21 protein-coding genes and 1 pseudogene are annotated in these 22,944 nt (G+C 71.9%); 17 read left to right on the plus strand and 5 right to left on the minus strand.

The genetic code is table 11. The features are described 5' to 3' along the window. The first annotated feature begins 3 nt into the window (after nt 1-3). Genes ABZT87_RS17565 through ABZT87_RS17585 form a run of 5 tightly spaced genes read left to right on the plus strand, consistent with a single transcriptional unit; the run spans nt 4 to nt 4,228 of the window. Nucleotides 4-1,308, plus strand: coding sequence for a TrpB-like pyridoxal phosphate-dependent enzyme (locus tag ABZT87_RS17565; protein ID WP_354855618.1), 1,305 nt, complete (start codon nt 4-6; stop codon nt 1,306-1,308). A gap of 56 nt (nt 1,309-1,364) precedes the next feature. Further along, complete coding sequence (locus ABZT87_RS17570) at nt 1,365-2,069, plus strand: flavodoxin family protein (protein WP_355065970.1); 705 nt, start codon at nt 1,365-1,367, stop codon at nt 2,067-2,069. Further along, entirely contained in the window at nt 2,059-2,406 is a 348-nt protein-coding gene (locus tag ABZT87_RS17575; RefSeq protein WP_234581760.1) for a cupin domain-containing protein, read from the plus strand. The genes ABZT87_RS17570 and ABZT87_RS17575 overlap by 11 nt, the downstream gene beginning before the upstream one ends. Continuing rightward, nucleotides 2,403-2,768, plus strand: coding sequence for a chorismate mutase (locus tag ABZT87_RS17580; protein WP_355136598.1), 366 nt, complete (start codon nt 2,403-2,405; stop codon nt 2,766-2,768). The genes ABZT87_RS17575 and ABZT87_RS17580 overlap by 4 nt, the downstream gene beginning before the upstream one ends. Beyond that, nucleotides 2,768-4,228: a UbiD family decarboxylase gene (locus ABZT87_RS17585; RefSeq protein WP_355136600.1), complete on the plus strand. Its 1,461-nt coding sequence runs from the start codon at nt 2,768-2,770 to the stop codon at nt 4,226-4,228. The genes ABZT87_RS17580 and ABZT87_RS17585 overlap by 1 nt, the downstream gene beginning before the upstream one ends. Here ABZT87_RS17585 and ABZT87_RS17590 read toward each other — a convergent pair. After that, nucleotides 4,173-5,684: a PLP-dependent aminotransferase family protein gene (locus ABZT87_RS17590; protein ID WP_355136602.1), complete on the minus strand. Its 1,512-nt coding sequence runs from the start codon at nt 5,682-5,684 to the stop codon at nt 4,173-4,175. The two genes, ABZT87_RS17585 and ABZT87_RS17590, sit on opposite strands and share 56 nt — an antisense overlap. A 113-nt stretch (nt 5,685-5,797) precedes the next feature. After that, entirely contained in the window at nt 5,798-6,292 is a 495-nt protein-coding gene (locus ABZT87_RS17595; RefSeq protein ID WP_355136604.1) for a MarR family transcriptional regulator, read from the minus strand. A 155-nt stretch (nt 6,293-6,447) separates the two neighbouring features. On the opposite strand from ABZT87_RS17595, the gene ABZT87_RS17600 reads away from it, so the two are divergent. After that, the gene (locus ABZT87_RS17600; RefSeq protein WP_355136606.1) at nt 6,448-6,870 is read left to right on the plus strand and encodes a DUF6069 family protein; all 423 of its coding nucleotides are present in this window, start codon (nt 6,448-6,450) and stop codon (nt 6,868-6,870) included. Between the two features lie 69 nt (nt 6,871-6,939). Here ABZT87_RS17600 and ABZT87_RS17605 read toward each other — a convergent pair whose 3' ends face one another. Then, nucleotides 6,940-7,377, minus strand: coding sequence for a DUF6223 family protein (locus tag ABZT87_RS17605; protein WP_354863305.1), 438 nt, complete (start codon nt 7,375-7,377; stop codon nt 6,940-6,942). A gap of 215 nt (nt 7,378-7,592) precedes the next feature. On the opposite strand from ABZT87_RS17605, the gene ABZT87_RS17610 reads away from it, so the two are divergent. The 3 genes from ABZT87_RS17610 to ABZT87_RS17620 all read left to right on the plus strand — a co-directional run bounded on the left by ABZT87_RS17610 (nt 7,593) and on the right by ABZT87_RS17620 (nt 10,362). Beyond that, on the plus strand, nt 7,593-8,711 hold the full coding sequence (locus tag ABZT87_RS17610; protein ID WP_355136608.1) for a histidine kinase: 1,119 nt from the start codon (nt 7,593-7,595) through the stop codon (nt 8,709-8,711). Further along, entirely contained in the window at nt 8,708-9,370 is a 663-nt protein-coding gene (locus tag ABZT87_RS17615; RefSeq protein ID WP_355065988.1) for a response regulator transcription factor, read from the plus strand. The genes ABZT87_RS17610 and ABZT87_RS17615 overlap by 4 nt, the downstream gene beginning before the upstream one ends. 83 nt (nt 9,371-9,453) lie before the next feature. Next, complete coding sequence (locus tag ABZT87_RS17620; RefSeq protein WP_355136610.1) at nt 9,454-10,362, plus strand: hypothetical protein; 909 nt, start codon at nt 9,454-9,456, stop codon at nt 10,360-10,362. Between the two features lie 240 nt (nt 10,363-10,602). Here the strand turns inward: ABZT87_RS17620 and ABZT87_RS17625 are convergent. Next, nucleotides 10,603-10,989: pseudogene (locus ABZT87_RS17625) on the minus strand (helix-turn-helix transcriptional regulator); the annotation flags it as partial. A 420-nt stretch (nt 10,990-11,409) separates the two neighbouring features. Here ABZT87_RS17625 and ABZT87_RS17630 point away from each other — a divergent pair. The 7 genes from ABZT87_RS17630 to ABZT87_RS17660 all read left to right on the plus strand — a co-directional run bounded on the left by ABZT87_RS17630 (nt 11,410) and on the right by ABZT87_RS17660 (nt 21,697). Then, nucleotides 11,410-12,228, plus strand: a complete 819-nt coding sequence (locus tag ABZT87_RS17630) for a basic amino acid ABC transporter substrate-binding protein (RefSeq protein WP_354862520.1) — start codon at nt 11,410-11,412, stop codon at nt 12,226-12,228. Between the two features lie 76 nt (nt 12,229-12,304). Continuing rightward, nucleotides 12,305-13,099, plus strand: a complete 795-nt coding sequence (locus tag ABZT87_RS17635; protein ID WP_355136612.1) for an amino acid ABC transporter permease — start codon at nt 12,305-12,307, stop codon at nt 13,097-13,099. Nucleotides 13,100-13,104: 5 nt separating this feature from the next. Beyond that, the gene (locus ABZT87_RS17640) at nt 13,105-13,944 is read left to right on the plus strand and encodes an amino acid ABC transporter ATP-binding protein (RefSeq protein WP_354862516.1); all 840 of its coding nucleotides are present in this window, start codon (nt 13,105-13,107) and stop codon (nt 13,942-13,944) included. Between the two features lie 234 nt (nt 13,945-14,178). Beyond that, a complete protein-coding gene (locus ABZT87_RS17645; RefSeq protein WP_355136614.1) occupies nt 14,179-15,183 on the plus strand; it encodes a multicopper oxidase domain-containing protein in 1,005 nt (334 codons plus the stop codon). Between the two features lie 18 nt (nt 15,184-15,201). After that, nucleotides 15,202-19,149 (plus strand): ThuA domain-containing protein, encoded by a 3,948-nt coding sequence (locus ABZT87_RS17650; RefSeq protein WP_355136616.1) that lies wholly within the window; start codon nt 15,202-15,204, stop codon nt 19,147-19,149. An 8-nt stretch (nt 19,150-19,157) separates the two neighbouring features. Next, nucleotides 19,158-20,687, plus strand: coding sequence for a plastocyanin/azurin family copper-binding protein (locus ABZT87_RS17655; protein ID WP_355136618.1), 1,530 nt, complete (start codon nt 19,158-19,160; stop codon nt 20,685-20,687). Nucleotides 20,688-20,719: 32 nt separating this feature from the next. Continuing rightward, nucleotides 20,720-21,697, plus strand: a complete 978-nt coding sequence (locus ABZT87_RS17660; RefSeq protein WP_355136620.1) for a hypothetical protein — start codon at nt 20,720-20,722, stop codon at nt 21,695-21,697. Between the two features lie 83 nt (nt 21,698-21,780). On the opposite strand, the gene ABZT87_RS17665 is transcribed toward ABZT87_RS17660, so the two are convergent. Then, nucleotides 21,781-22,692 carry a LuxR C-terminal-related transcriptional regulator gene (locus ABZT87_RS17665; protein ID WP_355136622.1) on the minus strand — a complete coding sequence of 304 codons (912 nt, stop codon included), beginning with the start codon at nt 22,690-22,692 and terminating at the stop codon, nt 21,781-21,783. Here ABZT87_RS17665 and ABZT87_RS17670 point away from each other — a divergent pair. After that, a complete protein-coding gene (locus ABZT87_RS17670) occupies nt 22,655-22,924 on the plus strand; it encodes a MerR family DNA-binding protein (RefSeq protein WP_355136624.1) in 270 nt (89 codons plus the stop codon). The genes ABZT87_RS17665 and ABZT87_RS17670 overlap by 38 nt on opposite strands. The last annotated feature ends 20 nt before the right edge of the window (nt 22,925-22,944 follow it).

Below are 22,944 nucleotides of genomic sequence, written 5' to 3' on the forward strand. Positions count from 1 at the left end.
GCCATGACCGCGACGAAGTTCGTGCTGCCCGAGAGTGACATCCCGACGACCTGGTACAACGTGGTTCCCGACCTGCCCAAGGGACTGCCCCCGATGCTGCACCCCGGCACCCGGGAGCCCATCACCGCGGCGGATCTCGAACCGCTCTTCGCCACCGGCATGATCGAGCAGGAGTTCACCACCGAGCGGGACGTGGACATCCCCGGGCCGGTGCTCGACATCTACCGGCAGTGGCGGCCCAGCCCGCTCGTACGCGCCCGTCGCCTGGAGCAGGCCCTCGACACGCCGGCCCGGATCTACTTCAAGTACGAGGGGGTCAGCCCGGCCGGCAGCCACAAGCCGAACACCGCCGTGCCGCAGGCGTACTACAGCAAGCTCGACGGCGTGCAGCGGCTGACCACCGAGACCGGCGCCGGCCAGTGGGGCAGCTCGCTCTCGATGGCCTGCGCGTACTTCGGCCTCGACTGCGAGGTCTTCATGGTGCGGATCAGCTACGACCAGAAGCCGTACCGGCGGGGGTTGATGGAGACGTTCGGCGCGTCGGTCACCGCGAGCCCGAGCGACCGTACCGGGGCGGGCCGGGCGGCCCTCGCCGCCGACCCGGACTCCACCGGCAGCCTCGGCCTGGCCATCTCCGAGGCGGTGGAGGCGGCGATGTCTAGCGGCGGCGCCGCCAAGTACGCCCTCGGTTCGGTGCTCAACCTGGTGCTGATGCACCAGACGATCATCGGGCAGGAGGCGCTGCTCCAGCTCGCGATGGCCGACGACTACCCGGACATCGTGGTCGGCGCGGCCGGCGGCGGCTCCAACTTCGCCGGGCTGGCCCTGCCGTTCCTGCGCCGCCAGTTGGGGGGCGGCCCGACGGTGCGGTTCGTCGCGGCGGAGCCGGCCTCCTGCCCGTCGCTGACCCAGGGCAGCTACGACTACGACTTCGGCGACACCGCCGGGCTCACCCCGCTGGCCAAGATGCACACCCTGGGCCACGACTTCCACCCGCCGGCGATCCACGCCGGTGGGCTGCGCTACCACGGCATGGCGCCGATCGTCAGCGCGCTGCGGGACATCGACCTGATCGAGGCGCGGGCGGTGCCGCAGACCGCCTGCTTCGAGGCGGGCGTGCTGTTCGCCCGCAGCGAGGGGATCGTGCCGGCCCCGGAGTCCACCCACGCGGTCCGGGTGGCGGTGGACGAGGCGCTGCGCTGCCGGGAGACGGGCGAGTCGAAGGCCATCGTCTTCTCCCTCTCGGGGCACGGCCACTTCGACATGCAGGCCTACATCGACTACTTCGCCGGAAAACTGACGGACTGACCTCGCAAGGGGGTGGGCGCCCCTGCGGCGTCCACCCTTCGCGACGAGCACCGGGGGTGCCATTGCACAGCGAAGCAGCGACCATCCTCGCCATCAACGGATCGGAACGGGCCGGTGGCAACACCGACCACGCCATCGCGTACGCGGGCAAGCTGATCGCCGAGCGGGGCGCGATCCTGCGCACCATCGCGCTACGCGAGCACCGCATCTCGCCGTGCAGCCCGTGCGGCGACTGCAACAGCCGTACCCTGCCCTGCCAGGTGGACGACGACGTCCCCGCCCTGGTGGAGCAGATGGCCAGCGCCGACGGGCTGATCTACGCGGCCCCGGTGCACGGCTTCGGCCTCGCCCACCTCATGCAGGTCTTCATCGAGCGGGCGGGCGTCGGCTATTTGCGTTTCACCCGGCCGCTGGCCGACAAGGTCGGCGGCATCATCGTCACCGGGCGCCGATACAGCGACTCGTCGGTGCACAACCAGATCGTCAACAACCTGCTGCTCAACCGGATGATTCTGGTGGGCAGCGGCTTCCCCGTCCTGCTGCGCAACACCACCGGCGCTCCCGGCCTGACCGACGTCGAGGGCGTCGACGCGCTGGAGCGGATGGTGCACCGGATGCTCGACATGGTGCAGCTGCTCAAGCGGCACCAGCGGGTCGACGGCGGTCCGGTCCTCCCGCGCCGCGACCGCAACGAGCGTGTTCCGCGGCCCCGCCGTACCGAAACCGCCCCAACCAGAGGAGATATCGAGAATGTCCACTGAGCAGGTCGCCGCGCCGGTCGGCATCGACTTCCCGGCCACCGAGTGGGAGAGGTGGGACAAGCCGGGAGCCGAGGGGCGCGTCAAGATCTCGTACGTCGGGGGTCAGCGTCTGCGCCTGCTGGAGCTGCCGCCGGGCTTCGACGAGCACCACTGGTGCCTGCGCGGGCACACCGGCTACGTCCTGCAGGGCGAGTTCACCATCCACTTCCGGGACCGGTCGGTGCCGTGCCGCCCCGGCATGGGCTTCGTCATCCCCGACGACGAGGAGCACCGGTCCCAGGGCAGCGACGCCGAGCCCACCGTCGTCTTCGTGATCGACCAGGTCCCGCAGCCGTGAGCGATCAGCACCGGATCGCGCCGCCGGCCGGCTCCCCGCCGGTCGGCGGCGCCGACGGCCCGGCCCGGATCGCCGAGCTGCGGGTCGCCATCGACGCGCTCGACCAGCGGATCATCGCCCTGCTGGCGGAGCGTACCCGGGTGGTGCAGGAGCTGACCGCGCACAAGACGGACGAGGCGACCGTCCGATCACCCGACCGGGTACGGCAGGTGCTCGGCCGGGTGCACGACCTGGCCACCCGGCACGGCATGCCGCCCGAGGTCGCGGTCGGCACCTACCGTGCGCTCATCGACGAGCTGACCCGGATGCAGCTCGACCTGCTGGCAGCCCGCCGTGCCACCGCGTCACTGGCGGAGGAGTGATGAGCCACCGCCCGCCCGTCGACCTGCGGCACGCCCTGGCCAGCCTCGACCCGCTCCCGGGCGAGCTGGTCCGCGTCGCCACGGAGCTGCCCGCCCGCTACGGCGTCTCCGCCCACTACGCCCGCTGGGCGGGTGCGCCCGCCGCCCCGCCCACCGGCGCCGGCCCGGCGGTGCTCTTCGACCGGGTACGCCCCGATCACGGCCCGACCCGGGCGGTGCTGATGGGCCTCTACGGCACCCGCCGGCGTGCCTCAGGTCTGCTCGGCTGCACGCCGGCCGAGCTGCCGCACCGGCTGCTCGCCGCGGTGGCCGCCCCCCGTCCGCCGGTGCCCGCCCCCGACGCGTCCCGCTGGCCGCGCGAGACGCTGCCGTTGGATCTGACCGCGCTGCCGGTGCCGGTCCTCACCGACGAGGACGCCGGGCCCTACCTGACCCTCGGCGCGGTGCTCGCCACCGACCCGGACACCGGGGTCCGCAACCTGTCCGTGCACCGGATGTGCGTGCAGGGGCCCGACACGCTGACCATCTGGATGGTCCCCGGACGGGACCTGGAGCTCGCGCACCAGGCCGCCCTGCGCCGGGGGCGTCCGTTGCCGGTCGCGATCCACCTCGGGCTGAGCCCGGCGGTGCTGCTGTCCTCCTGCTGCCCGACCTCGCTGGTCCCGCCGGACCTCGACGAGCTGGCGGTGGCCGGCGCGCTCGCCGGTCAGCCGGTGGAGCTGCTGCCCTGCGCCACGGTGGACGCCGAGTTCATCGCGCACGCCGAGTACGTCATCGAGGGCGAGTTGCTGGCCGACCGGGTGCCGGAGAGCGCGCACGGCACGGTGGCCACGCCGGAGTTCCTCGGCTACCAGGGTCGGGCGCATCCCTCGTTGCCGCTGATCCAGGTCACCGCGATCACCGCCCGGGAGAGCCCGATCCTGCAGGCGGTCTCCGGGCCTGGGCACGAGCAGTCGGTGCTGCTCGGCTTCGGGATGGAGGCCGCGGTGCTGGACCTGCTGCGCCGCCGGGGGACGCCGGCCCTGGCGGCGCACTGTCACACGGCGGGCGGCGGTCAGCTCATGGTGGTGCTCAAGTGGCCGGCCAAGCGCGGCCCGTCCGACGACGCCGCGGTACGCGCCGCCGCCGAGGCGGTGCTGGAGCAGTTCCGGATGGCCAAGCTGGTGCTGTGCGTGGGCGAGGACGTCGACATCGAGTCCGATCAGGACCTGTGGTGGGCGATGGTCACCCGCTTCCAGGCCGACCAGGACCTGCTCGTGCTGCCGGACCGGGAGGGCTTTCCGCTCGACCCGAGCCAGCACACCGGCTACTCCCCGTCGCTGTCGGCCGACGGGCGCACGGCGAAGGCGGTCTTCGACTGCACCGTCCCGTACGCCCAGAGCGCGCGCTTTCACCGGCCCCGCTTCACCGAGCCGTCACGTCCCGCACCGCGGCGGCCAGCAGCGCCACTCCCTCGGTGATCTTTGCGGTGGGCAGCGCCGCGTACCCGATCAGGAAGGTCGGCTCGGTCGGCGGGCGGGTGACGAAGTAGCCCGAGGCCGGGTAGACCCGTACGCCTCGCGCGGCGGCGGCGCGCACGATCTCGGCCTCGCCGACGTCGGGCGCGCCGCCCAGGGTCACCAGCACGTGCAGCCCGGCCGCCGTGCCGGAGATCCGCACCCCCGCGCCGAAGTGTTCGTACAGCGCCTCCAGCAGCCGGGCGCGCCGCTGCCGGTAGAGGCGGTCCATCCGGCCGATGTGCCGGGCGTACGCGCCGGAGGAGATGAACTCGGCCAGCGCCTCCTGGGTAAGCGTCGGGGTCAGCCGGTCGGTGATCCACTTGACGCCCAGGAACGACCGGACGAGATGTCGCGGCAACACCGCGTACCCGATGCGCAGCGAGGGGAAGAGGGTCTTGCTGAAGCTGCCGACGTAGACCACGTCGGCGTCCTGCGGGTCGGCGGCCAGCGACGGCAACCGCTCCTCGGCGAAGGTGAACTCGTTGTGGTAGTCGTCCTCCAGCACCGTGGCCCCGTGTTCGCGGGCCCAGCGCAGCAGCGCTCGTCGCCGCCGCTCGGACATGATGAACCCGGTGGGGAACTGGTGCGACGGGGTGACGTAGACCAGGCGTACCCGGGCCGGGTCGAGGCCGTGCGCGCGGACCTGGCACTCGATCTCGTCGACCCGCAGGCCCTCCTCGTCGACACCGACCGGCACCACCGCGGCCCGCGAATAGCCGAAGATCTGCCGCAGCACGGTGTGGCTCGGGTCCTCGATGATCACCACGTCGTCGGGGCCGACGAGCAGCCGGACCAGGATGTCCATGGCCTGGGTGGCGCCGCTGGTCACCACCGTGTTCTCGCGGGTGGCGTCCAGCGCACGACTGCGCCGCAGCAGGGCGGTGATCTGGGCACGCAACGACAGCGCGCCCTCGGCCGGGCCGTAACCCAGGGCCACCGCGTCGGCCCGGCTCACCGCGTCGGCGAGCGACTGCCGCCACCGGGTCACCGGGAAGCTGGCCAGCGCCGGGGTGCCGTGCCGGAAGTCGTACGTCCCGTCCGGCCGGTGCATCGGCGCCGGTTCCCACGGCTTCCACAGCGGACTGCCGGCGTCGGTGGGAAGTGGGGGTTCGGGTCGCAGGTGCGCGCGGGCGGCGCGGGGGGCGGGTGGCGGCGTGTCGGTCAGGGCGGCGCTGACCCGCGTGCCGGAACCGCGCCGTGAGGTGAGCACCCCGTTGGCCCGCAGCAGCTCGTACGCCCGGGTCACCACCGTCCGGGAGACCCCGAGCTGGTGCGCCAGCTCGCGGCTGGGCGGCACCGCGTCGCCCGGGCGCAGCCGGCCGGCCCGCACGGACCCACTGATCTGGTCGCAGAGCTGCTGCTGCAACGGAACCGAACTGTCGCGGTCCAGCGTGACGAGGAGCTGGTCCGAACTCACCTGGACATGCTCCCCCGCTCGACGCCGCCTGCGAGTCTAGTCGCGCCGGCGTGCCAATCGGGCTCGTCCACGACGGACCGCTGTCCGTCGCCGGCGGGTCCTCGCAGCGGTGGTCAGGCTGCCCGGGAGGACCGTCTGCGGGCGCGCCGTTCGGTCTGTACGAAGGTCGACAGCCGGCCGTCCACCAGTCGACCGAGCACGTCCAGGAAGATTGCGCGGTCACGCGCCGGGACCGTGGCGAGGATGTCAATCTGCAGCCGCGTGACGATCTGCCGCGCCTCGGCGACCAGCCGCTCGCCGTCGGGCGTGACGGTGACGATGCGGGCGCGTCGGTCGGTAGTCGATGTGCGGCGCCCGACCAGGCCGGCACGTTCCAGCTCGTCGAGGGTGACCACCATCGTCGTCTTGTCGATGCCGCACATCTCGCCGAGCTGACTCTGGGTGTACTCACCGGTGCGGCCGCGATCGAGCACGCAGTAGGCACGCGTCGAGATGCCCAGGCCGGAGAGCGCGGCGGCGTGCTCCTGCGCCAGCGCGTGGGTGGCCCAGGACATCAGAAACATCAGGTCGGGGGCTGCGGCATCGGGCCCCGAGGTTCCGGTGGTCATGGCGGCAGCCTAACAACTAGTTTGTGATTCGAACTATCTCGTAGCGGAGCATTGTCGCGCCACATCGGACAAGGTGAGAACAAGATAGTTAAGAACAAAACCTTCTGGTACGGTTCGATCTCGACACCGTATCCCTCTATTGAGGAGTCACCCTGATGTCTGCGGAAGCCTCTGCTCCCCGGGCCGTCGACGGCGCTTCGCGCGTGCGGAACCGGTCCATCGCCCTCGTGGTCGCCGTGCTCGCCGCCGTGGCCGTGTGGTCGATCGCCACCCTCGCCGGCGCGCAGCTCACCGTCGACCAGGGCTCCGGTCCGCAGGACGTCACGGTGCTCGCCGTGCTCGTGACGTCCGCGCTCGCGGCGCTGCTCGGCTGGGGCCTCCTGGCGGTGCTCGAACGCCTCTCGGCTCGCGCCACGACGATCTGGACGGGGATCGCGGTGGCCGTCCTCGTGCTGTCTCTCGTGCCCGCGTCCCTGGTCGACGCCTCGGCCGGCACCAGGTTCGCCCTTGTCCTGATGCATCTGGTGGTGGGCGCGGTCGTGATCCTGGGCTTCCGCAGAGGGGCGCGGCCCGCCTGACGACCAGCGGCCGCCCCGGCGACACCGTCGCCTCTCCTGCGCCACCTGGGGCAGGAGAGGCGACACCGCTCAGCCGCGGGTGCGGCTGAGCGCCAGTCCGCCGAGGCCCAGGGCGGCCAACCCCACCACCAGGGCCACGTACGCCCCGCCCCGACCGTTACCGGTGCCGATCCCGCCGTCGGAGGTCGCCACCACCAGCGCGCCGAGGCCCACACCGAGCAGTCCCGACGCGAGGGCCACCACGGCGCCGAGTGTGCCGTTGCCGGTACCGACGCGACTGGCCGGTCGGGCCAGGGCCACCGCGCCGACGATCACCCCCGCCAGGGCCAGCAGACCACCCACGCTCGCCCCGAGCCGCCCGGCGCTCATGGTGGTGACGGTGGCCGCCAACGGCTGGGCGGAGGTGTGGGCGGCGGCCGGCGCGGCGAGCCCGAGACCCCCGAGCAGGGCGGACGCGGCAGCGGTGAACACCAGCCGCGCCGCCGACGTGTTTCCTGACCGGAACATGCGCATCTCCTTCTCGGACGTCGTGGTTGCCGTTCGATCGTGTCGCCGCGTCGGCCGCCGGTCGTCCGGCCGCCGGAGGCTTTTCGCGCTGCCACCGTGGGCGCAGGCGACTGCCGCGTACGGCGTGCGTGCCGCGCGTCTACCGCGGACGTGGTAGTCGCCTGTCGTTCGCGCGCAGGAGTCGCTCGGGGCGTACCTCGGGCTAGGGTGCGCCCATGAGCACAGGGCGTGCCGGTGTCCGGGACTGGGCCATCGCCGTCGGCGTGGCGGCGGTGCTGCTGGTCGCCGGGCTGTCCGCGGACCCCGCCACCCTCGACAGCGACCTGCTCGGTTATCCGCTGCTGGCGGCCAGCGGTCTGGCGCTGGCGGCGCGTCGTCGGTGGCCCGTCGCCGTCCTGGCCGTCACCGGGCTGTGCGCCGTGGGGTACCAGGCGGTCGGTTTCGACGTGCCGGCCGTCGCCTTCCTGTTCGCGGTCTACACCGGCGTGCGGGCCGGCTACCGTGTCGTCACGGTCGTCGCCGCCGTGCTGATGCTCGTCGCTCTGCCCCTCACGGCTCTTGCCCCGCCGCAGGACCTCCCGCTGGGCGAGGCGCTCGCCCGGGCCCGGGGTGCGCTCGAGGTGGCGTGGCTGATCGCCGCCGGCGCCGCCGGTGAGGCGTTGCGGCAGGCCGAGCGGCGGGCCGACGAGGCCGAGCGCACCCGCGAGGAGACCGCGCGACGCCGCGCCGACGAGGAGCGGCTGCACATCGCGCGGGAGCTGCACGATTCCCTCACCCACCAGATCTCGATCATCAAAGTGCAGGCCGAGGTGGCAGTCCACCTAACCCGCCGGCGCGGCGAGGCGGTGCCGGAGGCGCTGCTGGCGATCCGGGAGGCCGGCCGGGAGGCGAGCCGGGAGCTGCGCGTGACCCTGGAGGCCCTGCGGGAGGACGGCAGGAACCCGCCGCGCGGCCTCGAACACCTGCCGGAGTTGGTGCAGCGGGCCCGGATGGCCGGGCTGGACGCGACGTTGACGGTCGAGGGCGAACGACAGGCCGTGCCGGCGGCGGTGGACCGGACGGCCTACCGGATCGTGCAGGAGTCCCTCACCAACGTCGCCCGCCACGCCGCCGCGGCCACGGCGTCGGTCCGCGTCGACTACCGTCCGGACGCCCTGGCGATCCGCGTCGACGACGACGGCACGGCCACGCTGGCCACCGTGCCAAAGCCCGGAGTCGGGCTGCTCGGGATGCGCGAACGGGTCACCGCCCTGGGCGGTCGCCTCCACGCGGCGCCGCGGGACGAGGGTGGCTTCACCGTCCACGCGGAACTTCCCGTCGGTCCGCCCGGATGATCCGCGTCCTGCTGGTCGACGACCAGGCGCTGCTGCGCAGCGGTTTCCGCGCGCTCCTCGACATCGAGGACGACATCGAGGTGGTGGCCGAGGCCGCCGACGGCCGCGAGGGGGTCGCCCTCGCCCGGCGTCACCTGCCCGACATCGCGCTCATCGACATCCAGATGCCGGTGCTGGACGGCATCGAGGCGACCCGGCTCATCGCCGCGGACCCGGCCCTGGCCGGGGTGCACGTCGTGATCCTGACCAACTACGGCCTCGACGAACACGTCTTCCACGCGCTGCGCGCCGGCGCCGCCGGCTTCCTCGTCAAGGACATCGAGCCGGAGGACTTCCTGCATGCCGTACGCGTCGCCGCGCGGGGTGACGCGCTGCTCGCGCCGTCGATCACCCGCCGGCTCATCGACCGGTACGTCGCCGAGCCGCGCCACCTGCGGGCCCCGACCGGCCTGCGGGAGTTGACCACCCGGGAACGCGAAGCCGTCGTCCTGGTCGCCCAGGGCCTGTCGAACGACGAGATCGCCACGCGCATGGTGATCAGCCCACTCACCGCCAAGACCCACATCAACCGGGCCATGGCCAAGCTGCACGCCCGCGACCGCGCCCAACTCGTGGTCGTCGCGTACGAGTCCGGTCTGGTGGCCCCGCGCCAGGACTGACCCTCGGCGGCTCGCCGCGGACCAGGGGCTGCGAGCAGGCTTGCCGCGCGGGGTCCGGTCCGGCGCGTGCCATGATTGCGCCCATGGGCAAGCAGCAGCACGTCGGCGGGGCCGACCGGGACAGCGGGTCGGGCACGGCGGCCGACCGTCCGACCGGTGATGGGGCGGACGCGCGGCACGCCGTCGCACACGACCCCACAACGCCACAGATGACCCTCATCGACCTGGCGTCCGACGCGTCGGTCGCGGTCCGCAAGGCGGTCGCGGCCCGGCCGGACGCGCCCGCGCAGGCCCTGCGGTCGTTGACCCGCGACCATGATCGTCATGTCCGGGAGGCCGTGGCGCGCAATCCCGCGACCTCGGTCGGCAATCTCCTGCGTCTGGTCAAGGACGCGGACCGGTGGGTCCGCTGGGCCGTCGCCGGCAACCCGGCCTGCGACGAGTCGGTCCGCCGGGTGATGGCAGCCGCACCCGACAAGGAGCTTCGGGGCCTGCTCGCCGAGAGCCGCGAGTTGGAGCCCGAGCTGGCCGCCCGGCTGGTCGACGACGTCTCACCCGAGGTGCGGGAACGGCTCGCCACGCACACCCACGATCCGGACGTCATCGTCGCCCTGCTGGCCGACCGCACCGTCCGCGTCCGCAAGGGGCTCGCCCGCAACCCGCGGACCACCGCCGCGCAGCGCAGCGCCCTGGCCAGGGACCCGGCGGTCGACGTGCGGGCCGCGCTGGTCCGCGCGCTGGAGCTGGACGAGGAGGATCTGGCGGCCCTGGTCGACGACCGTTCGGTGCAGGTCCGGCTGGCGATGGCCACGTCGGAGATCATCCCGGCGCACGTCCGGCGGACGCTCGAAGGCGATCCCGACGACATGGTGGCCGCCGCGGCACGGGACTTCCGCCCCGGAGCCGGCAGCTCCCCGGTGGTGCGGGCTCCCCGCATCGGTTCCCGGCGTTCCGGCACCGGCCCGGGCCGCCCGGGCCGCGCCACGCGCTGAGGCCGGCTGCGTCCCGCGCTGAGGCCGGGTCGCGTCACCGTGCTGAGGCCGGCTCGCGCCGCGCGCTGAGGCTGGCTGCGCTACGCGCTGAGGCCGGCGGAGTTGCCGCGCGCTGAGGTCGGCCGGCCCTGCGGCGCCCGTCCGATCGAGCTACCGGCGGGACGCACCTGCCTGCGACGGGGAGGGCGGGGTGGCGTCGGAGCCGGTCGTGGACGGCGACGCCGCCTCGACCGGGAGGTCGCGGCCGGCGAGGCGGCGCAGAAGCTCCCGGATCTGGCGCTTGTCCGCGGCGGAGACCGTGTCGTCGAGCAACCGCCGGCGGATGCTGCCCATGTCCGCCTCGACCTCCGCCAGCACCCGGGGCGTCACGGCGGCGTTCGGCATCGCGAGCGGCCGGATCGCGGCGGCGATGGAGAGGTCGAGGGTGGCGCAGAGGCTGCGCACCTTCGCCAGCTCGGGGTAGCGCTGCCAGTCACCGGCGAGCCAGCGGAACAGCGTCGAGCGGCTGACGCCGGTGTGCTGCGCGATGTCGCCGACGGTCCAACCGTGCTCCTCGCGGGCGTCGTCGACGGCCTGGCGGACGAACTGCGCGAAGGCCATCTGAGGTGTCATGGGGTAGCTGTCCATCTCAGCCGTGCCCTCCCACCCGGAATCGCCTCGGTGTACCCGGCTCGATGGTCAGTTCTGCTTCCCCATTCCCGTGACGGCGGTACCACTGATCGTCCACCAGCTTCTGTGGTGGCGCAGCGGTGGCCGGCACGACGGCTTACTCGTTCGAGGTGGGTCGGGTACTCAACTGCCGTTCGTCGCGGCGGAGCGGGCCGGGCCTCGGGTCACCGGACGACGGCGGACGGTCGGGGTCCGCTGCGCCCCGTCGTCCCGTTCGTGACCGCCTGTCCCGTTCACGGGCTGTGATGGACGCCGCAGCACGACGGCTACGCCCCGTGATCTGGGTACCGTTCGTCGAATCAGGTACCGTCCCCTGTTACACCGTCTTCGCACCAACCTGGCTGCCCGTCACAGGGGAGCCGAACCGGAGGGACACTCGTGAGAGTCCGTAGCGCAGTCCGTCAGGCCGGCCTTGTCGCGGCGGTCGCCGCTCTGGCGTTGAGCGCGGGATGCGCCAAGAAGGATGACAGCGAGGTCCAGGCCAGCGGGGTCAAGCTGGTCGAGGCCGGCAAGCTGACCGTCTGCACCCACCTGCCGTACCCGCCGTTCCAGTCGAAGGACGCCAGCGGCAAGGTCACCGGGTTCGACGTCGACGTGATGGACCTCGTGGCCAAGGAGTTGGGCGTCGAGCAGACGATCATCGACACGCCGTTCGAGGGGATCAAGTCCGGTCAGGACCTGAACACCGGCAAGTGCGACGCGGCGGCCGCCGGCATGACCATCACCGCCGAACGCCAGAAGGTGATGAACTTCTCCGACCCGTACTTCGACGCGACGCAGGCGTTGCTGGTCAAGACCGGGAAGCCGTACAAGTCGCTCGACGACCTGCGGGGCAAGAAGCTCGGCGTCCAGGCGGCCACCACCGGTCGTGACTACGCCAGGAAGTTCGAAAAGGAGAAGGGCCTGCAGCTGGTCGAGTTCGAGGATCTCGCCGCCCTGCAGCAAGCCGTCGCCAACGGCCAGGTCGAGGCCGCCGTCAACGACCTGCCGGTGTGGACCGAGTACCTCCGCAAGAACCCGGGTGGGTTCGAGGTGACCGCCGAGTTCGACACCGGCGAGCAGTACGGGTTCTCGGTGAAGAAGGACGGCAACCCGGAACTGCTCAAGAAGATCAACGAGACTCTGGCCAAGGCCAAGCAGGACGGCTCGTACGACGCGATCTACTCCAAGTGGATCGGCAAGCGGCCGAGCGCCTGATCGAAGCTCAGTGGGGAAGGGCGCGCGCGACGCGCGCCCTTCCCGTCGGCACACTCCGGGAAGGCAACGAGCCAACGTGAAGCTGCGACGCCGCCAGCGGGAACGACTGTCCCTCGGCATCCAGTACCTGGTCTTCGTCGCGATCATCGTCGCGGTGCTCTTCGCCGCGGACTGGGGCAGGCTCAAGGACGCGTTCTTCCGCGTCGACATCATCGAGTCGATGTTCCCGACGATCATCACCGTGGCGCTGCGCAACACGATCCTCTACACGTTGGGCGCGTTCGCCTTCGGCCTCGTGTTCGGCACCGTCCTCGCCCTGATGCGGCTGTCCCGGGTGGCGCCGTACCGCTGGCTGGCGACCGCGTACATCGAGCTGTTCCGGGGTCTGCCGGCGCTGCTGATCCTCTTCCTCGTCGGGTACGGCATCCCCATCGCCTTCCCGGAGCGGGAGATTCCCGGCGGCGTGTTCGGCTCGATCGCGATCGGTCTCGGCCTCACCGCCGCCGCGTACATGGCCGAGACCATCCGGGCCGGCATCCAGGCCGTGCCGAAGGGGCAGATGGAGGCGGCCCGCACCCTCGGCATGTCGCACTTCACCGCCATGCGCACCATCGTCATTCCGCAGGCGTTCCGGATCGTCATCCCGCCGCTGACCAATGAGCTCATCCTGCTCACCAAGGACTCGTCGCTGGCCTACGTGCTGGGCGTGACGGCGCAGACCATCGAGGTCACCAAGTTCGGCCGGGACATGCTCAACGACCGGGTGAACGCCACGCCGCTGCTGGTGGCCGGCCTCGCCTACCTGGTCATCACCCTGCCCCTGTCCCAGGTGGTGCGCCGCCTCGAACTCCGCTACGCCAAGGCCCGGTGACCCGCATGACGACCACCCCGTCCCGTCCCGCCGTCGAGATCCGCGACCTGCACAAGTCCTTCGGGCCGCTCGAGGTGCTCAAGGGCATCGACTTCCAGGTCGGCCAGGGCGAGGTCGTCTGCGTCATCGGGCCGTCCGGCTCCGGCAAGTCGACGCTGCTGCGCTGCGTCGACCTGCTGGAGGAGCCGACCGCCGGCACGATCTGGGTGAACGGCGTCGAGATGACCGACCCGGACGTCGAGATCGACGCGGTACGCCGGGGCATCGGCATGGTGTTCCAGTCGTTCAACCTGTTTCCGCACCTGACCGTGCTGAACAACCTCACGATCGCCCAGCGGCGGGTGCTGCGGCGCGGTCGCGCCGAGGCCGAGCGGATCGCGCGGGCCAACCTGGAGCGTGTCGGCCTGACCGACAAGGCCGACGCGTTCCCGGCGCAGCTCTCCGGCGGGCAGCAGCAGCGGGCCGCGATCGCCCGGTCGTTGTCGATGGAGCCGAAGCTCATGCTCTTCGACGAGCCGACCTCGGCGCTCGACCCGGAGCTGGTCGGCGACGTGCTCACCGTCATGCGGGGGCTCGCCGAGGACGGCATGACGATGATGGTGGTCACCCACGAGATGGCGTTCGCCCGGGACGTGGCGGACCGGGTCGTGTTCATGGACGGTGGCGTCGTGGTCGAGCAGGGGCCGCCGCAGGAGGTGCTGGGCGCGCCGAAGCACGAGCGGACGCGCGCGTTCCTCGCCCGGGTCCTCGACCCGACCCGGGTGGAGCGGCTCGGTCAGCCTGACCAGTCGCCCGAGCCGCCCGAGGCGCCCGGCCTGCCGACGGACGACCGGCACACCGTCTGAGCACTCCACATCGCCTGGTCAATCGACGCACGGCGTGATCTCGCGGTAATCTTCCTGCAATCAGACCTGTACTTTCGTCGATGGATTACATAAGTTGGGTTCATCCATCGAAAGTTCTGAGTCTTCCGAGCGAAGTCCGCGACGATCCTCACCTCAGTCGTGCTGCCGCCTTGTGCTCGGCGGTCGATGCACCCTGCCCTCGTCGCGTCTTCGCCCGGTCGGGAACGGAGACCCATGGACGATCACGCCGTTGGCTCCCATCGTCACCTGTCCCGCCGATCACTGATCGCCACCGGGGCGCTCGCCGCCGGGGCGCTGGGCGCGTCCGCGCCCACGCTCGGCGGCGCGTTCGGAGGCAGCCCGGCCCGGGCCGCCGCCGGAGTGACCAGGAAGGTCACCATCTACGCCGAGCAGTTGCCCGGCGGGCTGTTCGGGTACGGCCTCGCACCCGGGCAGGCCACCGTGCCGGGGCCCGTGCTGGAGATCTACGAGGGTGACACCCTGGAGATCACCCTGGTCAACACCACCACCCAGCGGCTGTCCATCCACCCGCACGGGGTGGACTACAGCACCGACTCGGACGGCAGCCCGTTCAACGACTCGTTCAACAACCCCGGCGAGACCCGGACGTACGTCTGGCGCTCCCACGAGATGGTGGCCGCGTCGGGTCGCCGGTACATGCCGGGCAGCGCCGGCTACTGGCACTACCACGATCACGCCATGGGCACCGACCACGGCACCGCCGGAGTCGCGAAGGGCCTGTACGGGGCGCTGATCGTCCGCCGCCGCGGCGACATCCTGCCGGAGAAGCAGTTCACTGTCGTGTTCCACGACATGACGATCAACAACCGGATGGCCCCGGACACGCCGATGTTCGAGGCGAACCTGGGCCAGCGGGTGGAGTGGCTCGCCATCGGGCACGGCAACCTGTTCCACACCTTCCACCTGCACGCGCACCGCTGGGCGGACAACCGCACCGGAATGCTGGAGGGACCGGCCGACCCGAGCCTGGTCATCGACAACAAGGACCTCAACCCGGGCAGCTCGTTCGGGTTCCAGGTGCTCGCCGGGGAGGGCGTCGGACCCGGCGCGTGGATGTACCACTGCCACGTGCAGAACCACTCCGACGGCGGCATGGCCGGGATCTTCCTGGTGCGCAACGCCGACGGCAGCATGCCCCCCGGCGCCGAGGAGGCGATCCACCGGTTCCAGGGCCACACCCACACGCATGGAAGCTGACCGAAAGTGGGGACGGGGATGACCAGAGACGTACGACGAGCCCTCGCCGCGGTAGCGGCCTTCGCCACACTGATTCCGGCCACGGCCACGGCCACGGCGGCGACCGCCGCGCCGCGACCCGCGGCCGCCGCCCAGGCGGCCCAGCCGCCCAGAACAGCCGTGCTCGTATTCCACGGGCCGGTGGCCGAACAACAGGACCCGGTGTCGCGTGCCGTGGACACCATCCGACAGCTTGCGGCCAGTCATGACATCGATGTCACGGCCACCACGGACCCGGCGGTCTTCACCACGACCGGGCTCTCGGCGTACCGCAGCGTGGTCTTTCTCTCCGCGACGGGCGCCGCGCTCAACCGCGACCAGGAGTCGGCGCTCCAGGGCTACATGAAGGCCGGCGGGGGTTTCGTCGGCATCGCCGACGCCGCCCGCGCGCAGGTCGACTCCACCTGGTTCACCGGCCTGATCGGCACCCGCCCGGCGGGCGCCATCCCGGTTGCCGAGCCGGTGGCCGCGGTGACCGCCAGCGGCGAGAACCCGCCGAGCGAGACCAAGGAGAAGCTGACCGACGGCGACGCCAACACCAAGTGGCTGGTCCGCACCCCGACCGCGTGGGTGGCGTACCAGCTGGCCGCACCGAAGCGGATCACCGGGTACGCGCTGACGTCGGCCAACGACTTCGTCGGGCGGGACCCGAAGGACTGGACCCTGCAGGGCTCCACGGACGGCCAGACCTGGTCCGATCTGGACCGGCGCACCAACCAGACCTTCGCGGAGCGGTTCCAGACCCGGCGGTTCGACATCGCCACGCCGCAGGAGTTCAGCCGCTACCGGCTGAACATCACCGCCAACAGCGGCGAGCCGCTGATCCAGCTCGCCGACCTGCGCCTGTTCACCGGGACGGCCACCGCGCCGCCGCCGACCCCCGTGAACCGGGCGGTGGTCGACATCCTGGACCGTAAACACCCGGCCACCGCGTCGCTGCCGCTGACCCTCACCCGGTCGGACCGCTGGGACAACTGGGACCCGAACCCGATCGGCGCGGTGCACACCCTCGCCCAGGTCGAGGAACGGCACTACGACCCGGGGCCGGGCGCCAACGGCCCGTTCCACCCGGTGTCCTGGTGCCGGGACTACGACGGCGGGCGGTCGTTCTACACCGGCATGGGCCACACCGAGGGCAGCTACGGCGAGGAGGCGTTCCGCGCGCACCTGGCCGGGGCGCTGAACTGGACCACCGGGCGCGTACGCGGTGACTGCCAGGCGACGATCGCCGCGAACTACAAGGTGGAGCGGCTCACCGCCGCCAACCAGACCGGGCAGCTGGACCAGATCGGCGAGCCGCACGGGCTCACCATCGCGCCGGACGGCACGGTCTTCTACGTCGGCAAGGCGGCCTGCCCCAGCGGCCCGATCGCGGACTGGAACGACCCGAACGTCGGCCTGGGCTGCGGCACCATCCACTCCTGGGACCCCCGCAGCAGGCAGGTGAAACTCCTCACCACCCTGCGGGTCATGGGCAACCGGGGCAGCGGCTCAGAGTTGGTGAAGAACGAGGAGGGCCTGCTCGGCATCGTGCCCGACCCGAAGTTCGCCGAGAACGGCTGGCTCTACGTCTACTGGATGCCACACGAGTCGATCGACCGGGTGAAACGGGTCGGGCAGCGCACCATCTCCCGCTTCACCTACGACCGGGCGGCCCAGACCATCGACCAGGGCACCCGCAAGGACCTGCTGCAGTTCCCGGTGCAGATCCACAGCTGCTGCCACGCCGGCGGCGGCATGGCGTTCGACGCGAAGGGCAACCTCTACGTCGGCTCCGGCGACAACAACTCCTCCGAGGGGTCGCAGGGCTACTCCGGCAACAACTGGACCCAGGAGTACCAGGGGATCTCGTTCCAGGACGCCCGCCGTACGTCGGGTAACACCAACGACCTCGCCGGAAAGATCATCCGGATCCACCCCGAGGCGGACGGCACGTACACCATCCCGGAGGGCAACCTCTTCCCGCCCGGCACCGAGAAGACCCGCCCGGAGATCTACGTGATGGGCGTGCGCAACATCGCCCGCCTCCAGATCGACCCGGAGCACCAGTGGCTGACCGCCGGCTGGGTCGGCCCGGACGCCGCCTCGCCCAGCCCCACGCTGGGCCCCGCCAAGTACGAGACCGCCACCATCATCACCTCGGCCGGCAACCAGGGCTGGCCGTACTGCATGGGCAACCGGCAGCCGTACCGGGACCGCAGCAGCACCGACGCGACAGTGCTGACCGGCTGGTACGACTGCGGCAACCTGAAGAATGAGTCACCGCGCAACACCGGGCTGGTGGACATCCCGGCGGCCCGGGACAACATGATCTGGTATTCGCCGGATGGCGGCGGCCCGGTCTTCCCGAAGCGCACCGACGGCAGCGGCCTCCCGACGTACGTCGCGGCCGACGCCACCTACACGCAGCCGTACCTGCGCGGCGGCGGGCAGGCCATCATGTCCGGTCCCACCTACCACCGCGACCGGGTCGATCCGAACAGCACTGTGGCGTGGCCGGCGTACTGGGACGAGAAGTGGTTCATCGGCGACGAGTCGAACGCCGCCAACCGGGTCGCGGTCACCGTCGACCCCGCCGGCGTGCCGACGGCCACCCCGCCGGTGTACGCCGAGTCGCTGCGGGCCATCATCCCCAGCGGCAACGGCGACACCCGGCTGCAGAGCTGGATGGACGCCAAGTTCGGCCCGGACGGCGCGCTCTACCTGCTCGACTACGGAGGCGGGTTCTTCAGCCTGCACCCCAACCAGAAGCTCATCCGGATCACCTACACCGGTGGCGCGCCCACCCCGGCACCGGCGGCGAACTCCGTCGCCGTGCAGAACAAGCCGTTGACGATCGCCTTCACCGGCTCCCGGTCCGGCGGCGTGAGCCACCGGTGGGAATTCGGCGACGGTGCCACGTCGACCGAGGCGGACCCCCGGCACACGTACGCCAAGGTCGGCACCTACACCGCGAAGCTCACCGTCACGTACGCCGACGGCGAGACGGCGACGGTGCAGACCACCGTCACGGCCGGCTGCGCGGTGCCGGACTCCCGGGGCACGGTGTGGCTCGGCGACACGGACACCGGTGTGCCCAGCCGCACGGTCGGGCAGGGGTGCACGATCAACGACCTGATCGACGACGAGAGCACCTGGCCCGACCACAACGCCTTCGTCCGGCACGTGAGCGCGGTGACCCGTGCGTTGCAGGACGACGGCCTGCTCAACGCCCGCGAATCGGGCACGCTCACCCGCCTGGCCGCCGCGTCCGAGATCGGCCGGGACGGGCGCACCGGATACGAGCCGCTCTACGACGGCACCGCCGAGTCGCTGCGCGGTTGGCAGCAGGCGCCGACGGGATCGTTCAGCATCCAGCCGGACGGGGCACTGCGTTCCAGCGGCGGCCTCGGCATGCTCTGGCACACCAAGGAGTTGGCGGACTTCTCGCTCAAGGTGCAGTTCCGCGACATCGCACCGGGCACCGGCCGCGCCAACACCGGCGTCTTCATCCGCTTCCCGGATCTGCGAACCCCGCTGGAACAGCGGCCACCGGGCAGCTGCGGCACGGTCGGGTCGGCCCGGACCTCGCCGGCCTGGATGGCGATCTACTGCGGACACGAGATCCAGATCTACGACGGGGAGACCGGCGAGCCGCAGAAGACCGGTTCGGTCTACAACTTCGACCCGGTGCCGCTCGCCCAGGCCGGCGTCACGCCGAAGAACGTGTGGAACGACTACGAGATCCGGGCGGTCGGGCAGCACTACACGATGATCCGCAACGGCGTGGTGATCAACGAGTTCGACAACACGCCGGGCAAGCAGTCGTCGCGGGCCGGCGACCCGCCGACCGACCTGCGGCAGTTCCTGTCCGGCTTCATCGGCCTGCAGAACCACGGTGACAACGACCTGACCGAGTTCCGCAACATCCGCGTGCGGGAACTCTAGGAGAGACGATGATCCGACGACTCACGGCCGCGCTGGCGGCGCTCCTGCTCACGGTCACGCCGTTGGCCGCGCCACCCGCCTCCGCCGCCCCGCGCGCCGCCGCGGACCAGGTGCTGACCTGGACCGCCGACGACAACATCACCCGCTACAAGTCCGTGCCCACCCAGGCGGTGGCCGGCGCGGCGACGATCATCTGGGAGAACAGCGCGGCCACCGGCAACACGACCGGAATGCCGCACACCCTGACCTTCGACACCAGCACCGAGGGCTACAACCACGACGTCACAGTCAACATCCTGGCCAGCCCGTTCGACGCCAACGACGGCCGCCACCAGGCGACCGTCACGCTGACCCCGGGCCGGTACCGCTACTTCTGCTCGATCCCCGGCCACAGCCAGATGGTCGGCGAACTGGTCGTCACCGACGGCGGGGGAGGCGGCGACACCACGCCGCCGACCGTCACCGCCGCCGTGTCGGGCGACCGCGACCAGGACGGCAACTACGTCGGCGCGGCGACGGTGACCGTCACGGCCACCGACGCCGGCTCCGGTGTGCAGACGGTCGAGTACCAGGTCGACGACACCAGCTTCCAGCCGTACACCGCGCCGGTGCGGGTCACCGCGGTCGGCGACCACTCGGTGCAGTTTCGCGCCACCGACCAGGCCGGTAACACCAGCGCGGTCGGATCGGTGTCGTTCCGGGTCGTCGAGCCGACCGAGGAGGACACCACCGCGCCGGTGGTCACGGCCGCGCTGGCCGGCGACCGCGACGGCGACGGCAACTACGTCGGTACGGCCACCGCCACGCTGACCGCCACCGACACCGAATCGGGGGTCGCCACCATCGAGTACGCCCTCGACGGCGCGGCCTTCACCGCGTACACGAACCCGATCGTGGTGACCGCGGCCGGGATGCACATGCTGCACTTCCGGGCGACCGACGTCGCCGGCAACACCTCGGCGGAGCAGATGGCCCACTTCACCGTCGTCGCCCCGCCGGAGGAGGACGACACCCCGCCCACGGTGGCCGCCACGGTCACCGGCGAGCGGGACGCCGACGGCGCCTACGTCGGCGCGGCGACCGTCACCGTCACCGCGACCGACGCCGGCTCGGGCGTGGCGTCGGTCGAGTACGCGCTCGACACCGGCGGTTGGACCGCATACGCCGGCCCGGTCACCGTCCGCACGCCCGGCGCGCACACCCTGCGCTACCGGGCGACCGACACCGCGGGGAACGCCGCCGCCGAGCAGTCCACCACGTTCACTGTGGTGGCCGACGGCACCGACGCCTGCCCCGCGTCCGACACCCGGGCCACGGTGATCATCGACGGTGACGACACCGGCGTGGCCAACGCCGACACCGGCGACGGCTGCACCATCAACGATCTGATCGACGAACACGCCGACTACCCCGGCCACGCCGACTTCGTCCGGCACGTCGAGGCGGTCACCACCGCTCTCGTGACCGCCGGAACGCTGACCAAGCGGCAGCAGGGCGCCATCGTCCGGGCCGCGGCCCGATCGGACGTCGGCGCATGAGCACCCGAATCTCACCGACAGGGAGTACCACGATGCCCGGACGTACCGTCGCCAAGCTGGCCACCGTGACCGCCGTTATCGCCGCCTCGGTGCTGGCCGTGGCGCCCACCGCCCACGCCGACCTGGTCACCCACTGCATCGGCACCGGCGGTGCGGTGACCGTGCCCAACGACCTGCTCGTTCCGGCCGGTGAGTCATGTGCGCTGACCGGCACCACGATCACCGGCAACGTCACCGTCGCCGCCGGCGCCAACCTGGTGGTCACCGGTGGTCGGGTCAGCGGTGAGGTACGCGTCGCCGCCGACGGCTACCTCGACGCCACTGAGACGAGCGTCGACGGCCAGGTGGTGCTGGCCGCCGGCGGGTACGGCGTCTTCCTGTCCGACGCCCAGACCGGTGCGGTGACCGTCCGGCCGAAGGGCTCGGCCACCATCGACAGTTTCCTGTTCGCCGAGGCGGCGACGATCGCCGGGAACGTCACCGTCGGCGCCGGTGAGGTCCGGCTCGACAGGGGCACCCAGGTGACGCGCAACGTCAGCAGCACCGGCACCTACTACACCGACGTGCACGACTCGTTCGTCGACGGCACCCTGTCGGTGCTCAACAGCGCCACCGGCAGTGTCGTGTGCGGCAGCGCGGTCCGGGGTCGGGCCACGTTCGCCGGCAACCTCGGCGGCGTCCAACTCGGCCCGAACGGCGGCCTGGACAGCTGCGCCTCCGGCGGCTACTGGGGCGCGGATGTCAGCGTCACCACCACCACCGGTGGCGTCACGGTCGACGACAACATCATCAACGGCCAGTTGACGGTGACGGGCAACAACCCGGCCGCGCAGGTGGCCGCGAACAACCGCATCCGGGGCGGCGTGACGGGCGAGCAGGCCGCGCCGACCGCCAACCGGGCGGCCCGGATGGCCGCCCCCGACCGGGAGGACGCGGGCGACGAGCGCGCCGAGGTCCGTCGTACCTCGGCGGTGCAGGAGGCCACCGCGGCCGGCGACGCCCGGCTCTAGGGGATCGACGCCCGCGGGCGTCGGGTCGGACGGCACACCGCGTCCGACCCGACCCCGCGGGTCACCGGGTGAGCGCCCGCGCCCTACCCCGCCCGCTGCGCCCCGATCGCCGTCGGGAGCCCGCTGCGGCCCCGGACGCCGAGCTTGACGTACGCCCGCTGAAGGTGGTTCTCCACCGTCCGCACCGACAACACCAGCTTGGCCGCGATCGCGGCATTGTCGTGCCCGGCCGAGGCCAGTTCGCAGATCTGTCGCTCCCGGGGAGTGAGCCCGTCCCGGTCCGACGGCCGAGGGCTCAACGGGGGCCAGTATCCGCCGCACCGCTCCCGCAGCAGGTCCGCGCGCCGGGCCAGCAGGTTGGCCCGGCGCTGGTCGCCTCGACGGTGGCACGCCCTCTCGGCGGCGACCACGGCCTCCAGCCCGAGCGTCAGGTAGCCGCTGGCCTCCAGGGCGCTGCCGACGCGTTCCAGCGCGGCCGGGTCGTCGGCGGCGAGCGCGTGGGCGTACTCGGACCACAGCGCGAACAGTGGACTGTCACAGTCGGCGGTGACCGTGCACAGCCGCTCGGCGGTCGCGGTGCCGGGCTCCAGGCGAGACAGCAGGTGCAGGCACTCGACCGTGACCGTCGTCGCCTGCCCGGCACGCCCCTGCAACTCCCGCAGCGTCGCGACGGCCGTCGCCGGGTGGCCCTGCGCGGCGGTCAGCCAGGCCGCGGTCAACTCGGCGTCGATGGCCACCAGCCCGCCGCCGTGCGGGCCGTCGCCGTCGGTGCGATCGTCGAAGAGCTGCCGCAACAACCTCCCGCTCTCCGCCAGCTCACCCAACTGCGCCGCCACGTACGCGTTCGCCGACAGCACGTAGTCGCGGATCGGGAACAGCGTACGGTCGGCGGTGAGGGTCCGCGCCTCGTGCAGCCAGCGCATCGACCGCCGCATCTGCCCGGCGTGGTAGGCGCACTTGCCCAGTGAGAAGGCGCTCGACCGCGTCCAGCTCATCCAGACGCTGTACGCCGCGGGTCTGTCCAGCAGGACGATCCTGGATCTGCTGCCCTGCGTGGACGCGAAGGTCAACACCCCGCAGTCCCGTGCCCTGCTGAACGCCGAACGCGACCGCCTCACCCGACAGATCGACCAACTCGTCCAGGTCAGGGACCGACTCGACGCGGTGATCAGCTCCAGCGAGAGCCCGGCCAGCGGCTGCGCCTATGCGGACGCCGCCCCGCGGTGATCGCTCCCGGGCTCCCCTGG

Origin of the sequence: Micromonospora sp. NPDC005237, from assembly GCF_040607775.1 — a bacterium.
Lineage (GTDB): Bacteria > Actinomycetota > Actinomycetes > Mycobacteriales > Micromonosporaceae > Micromonospora.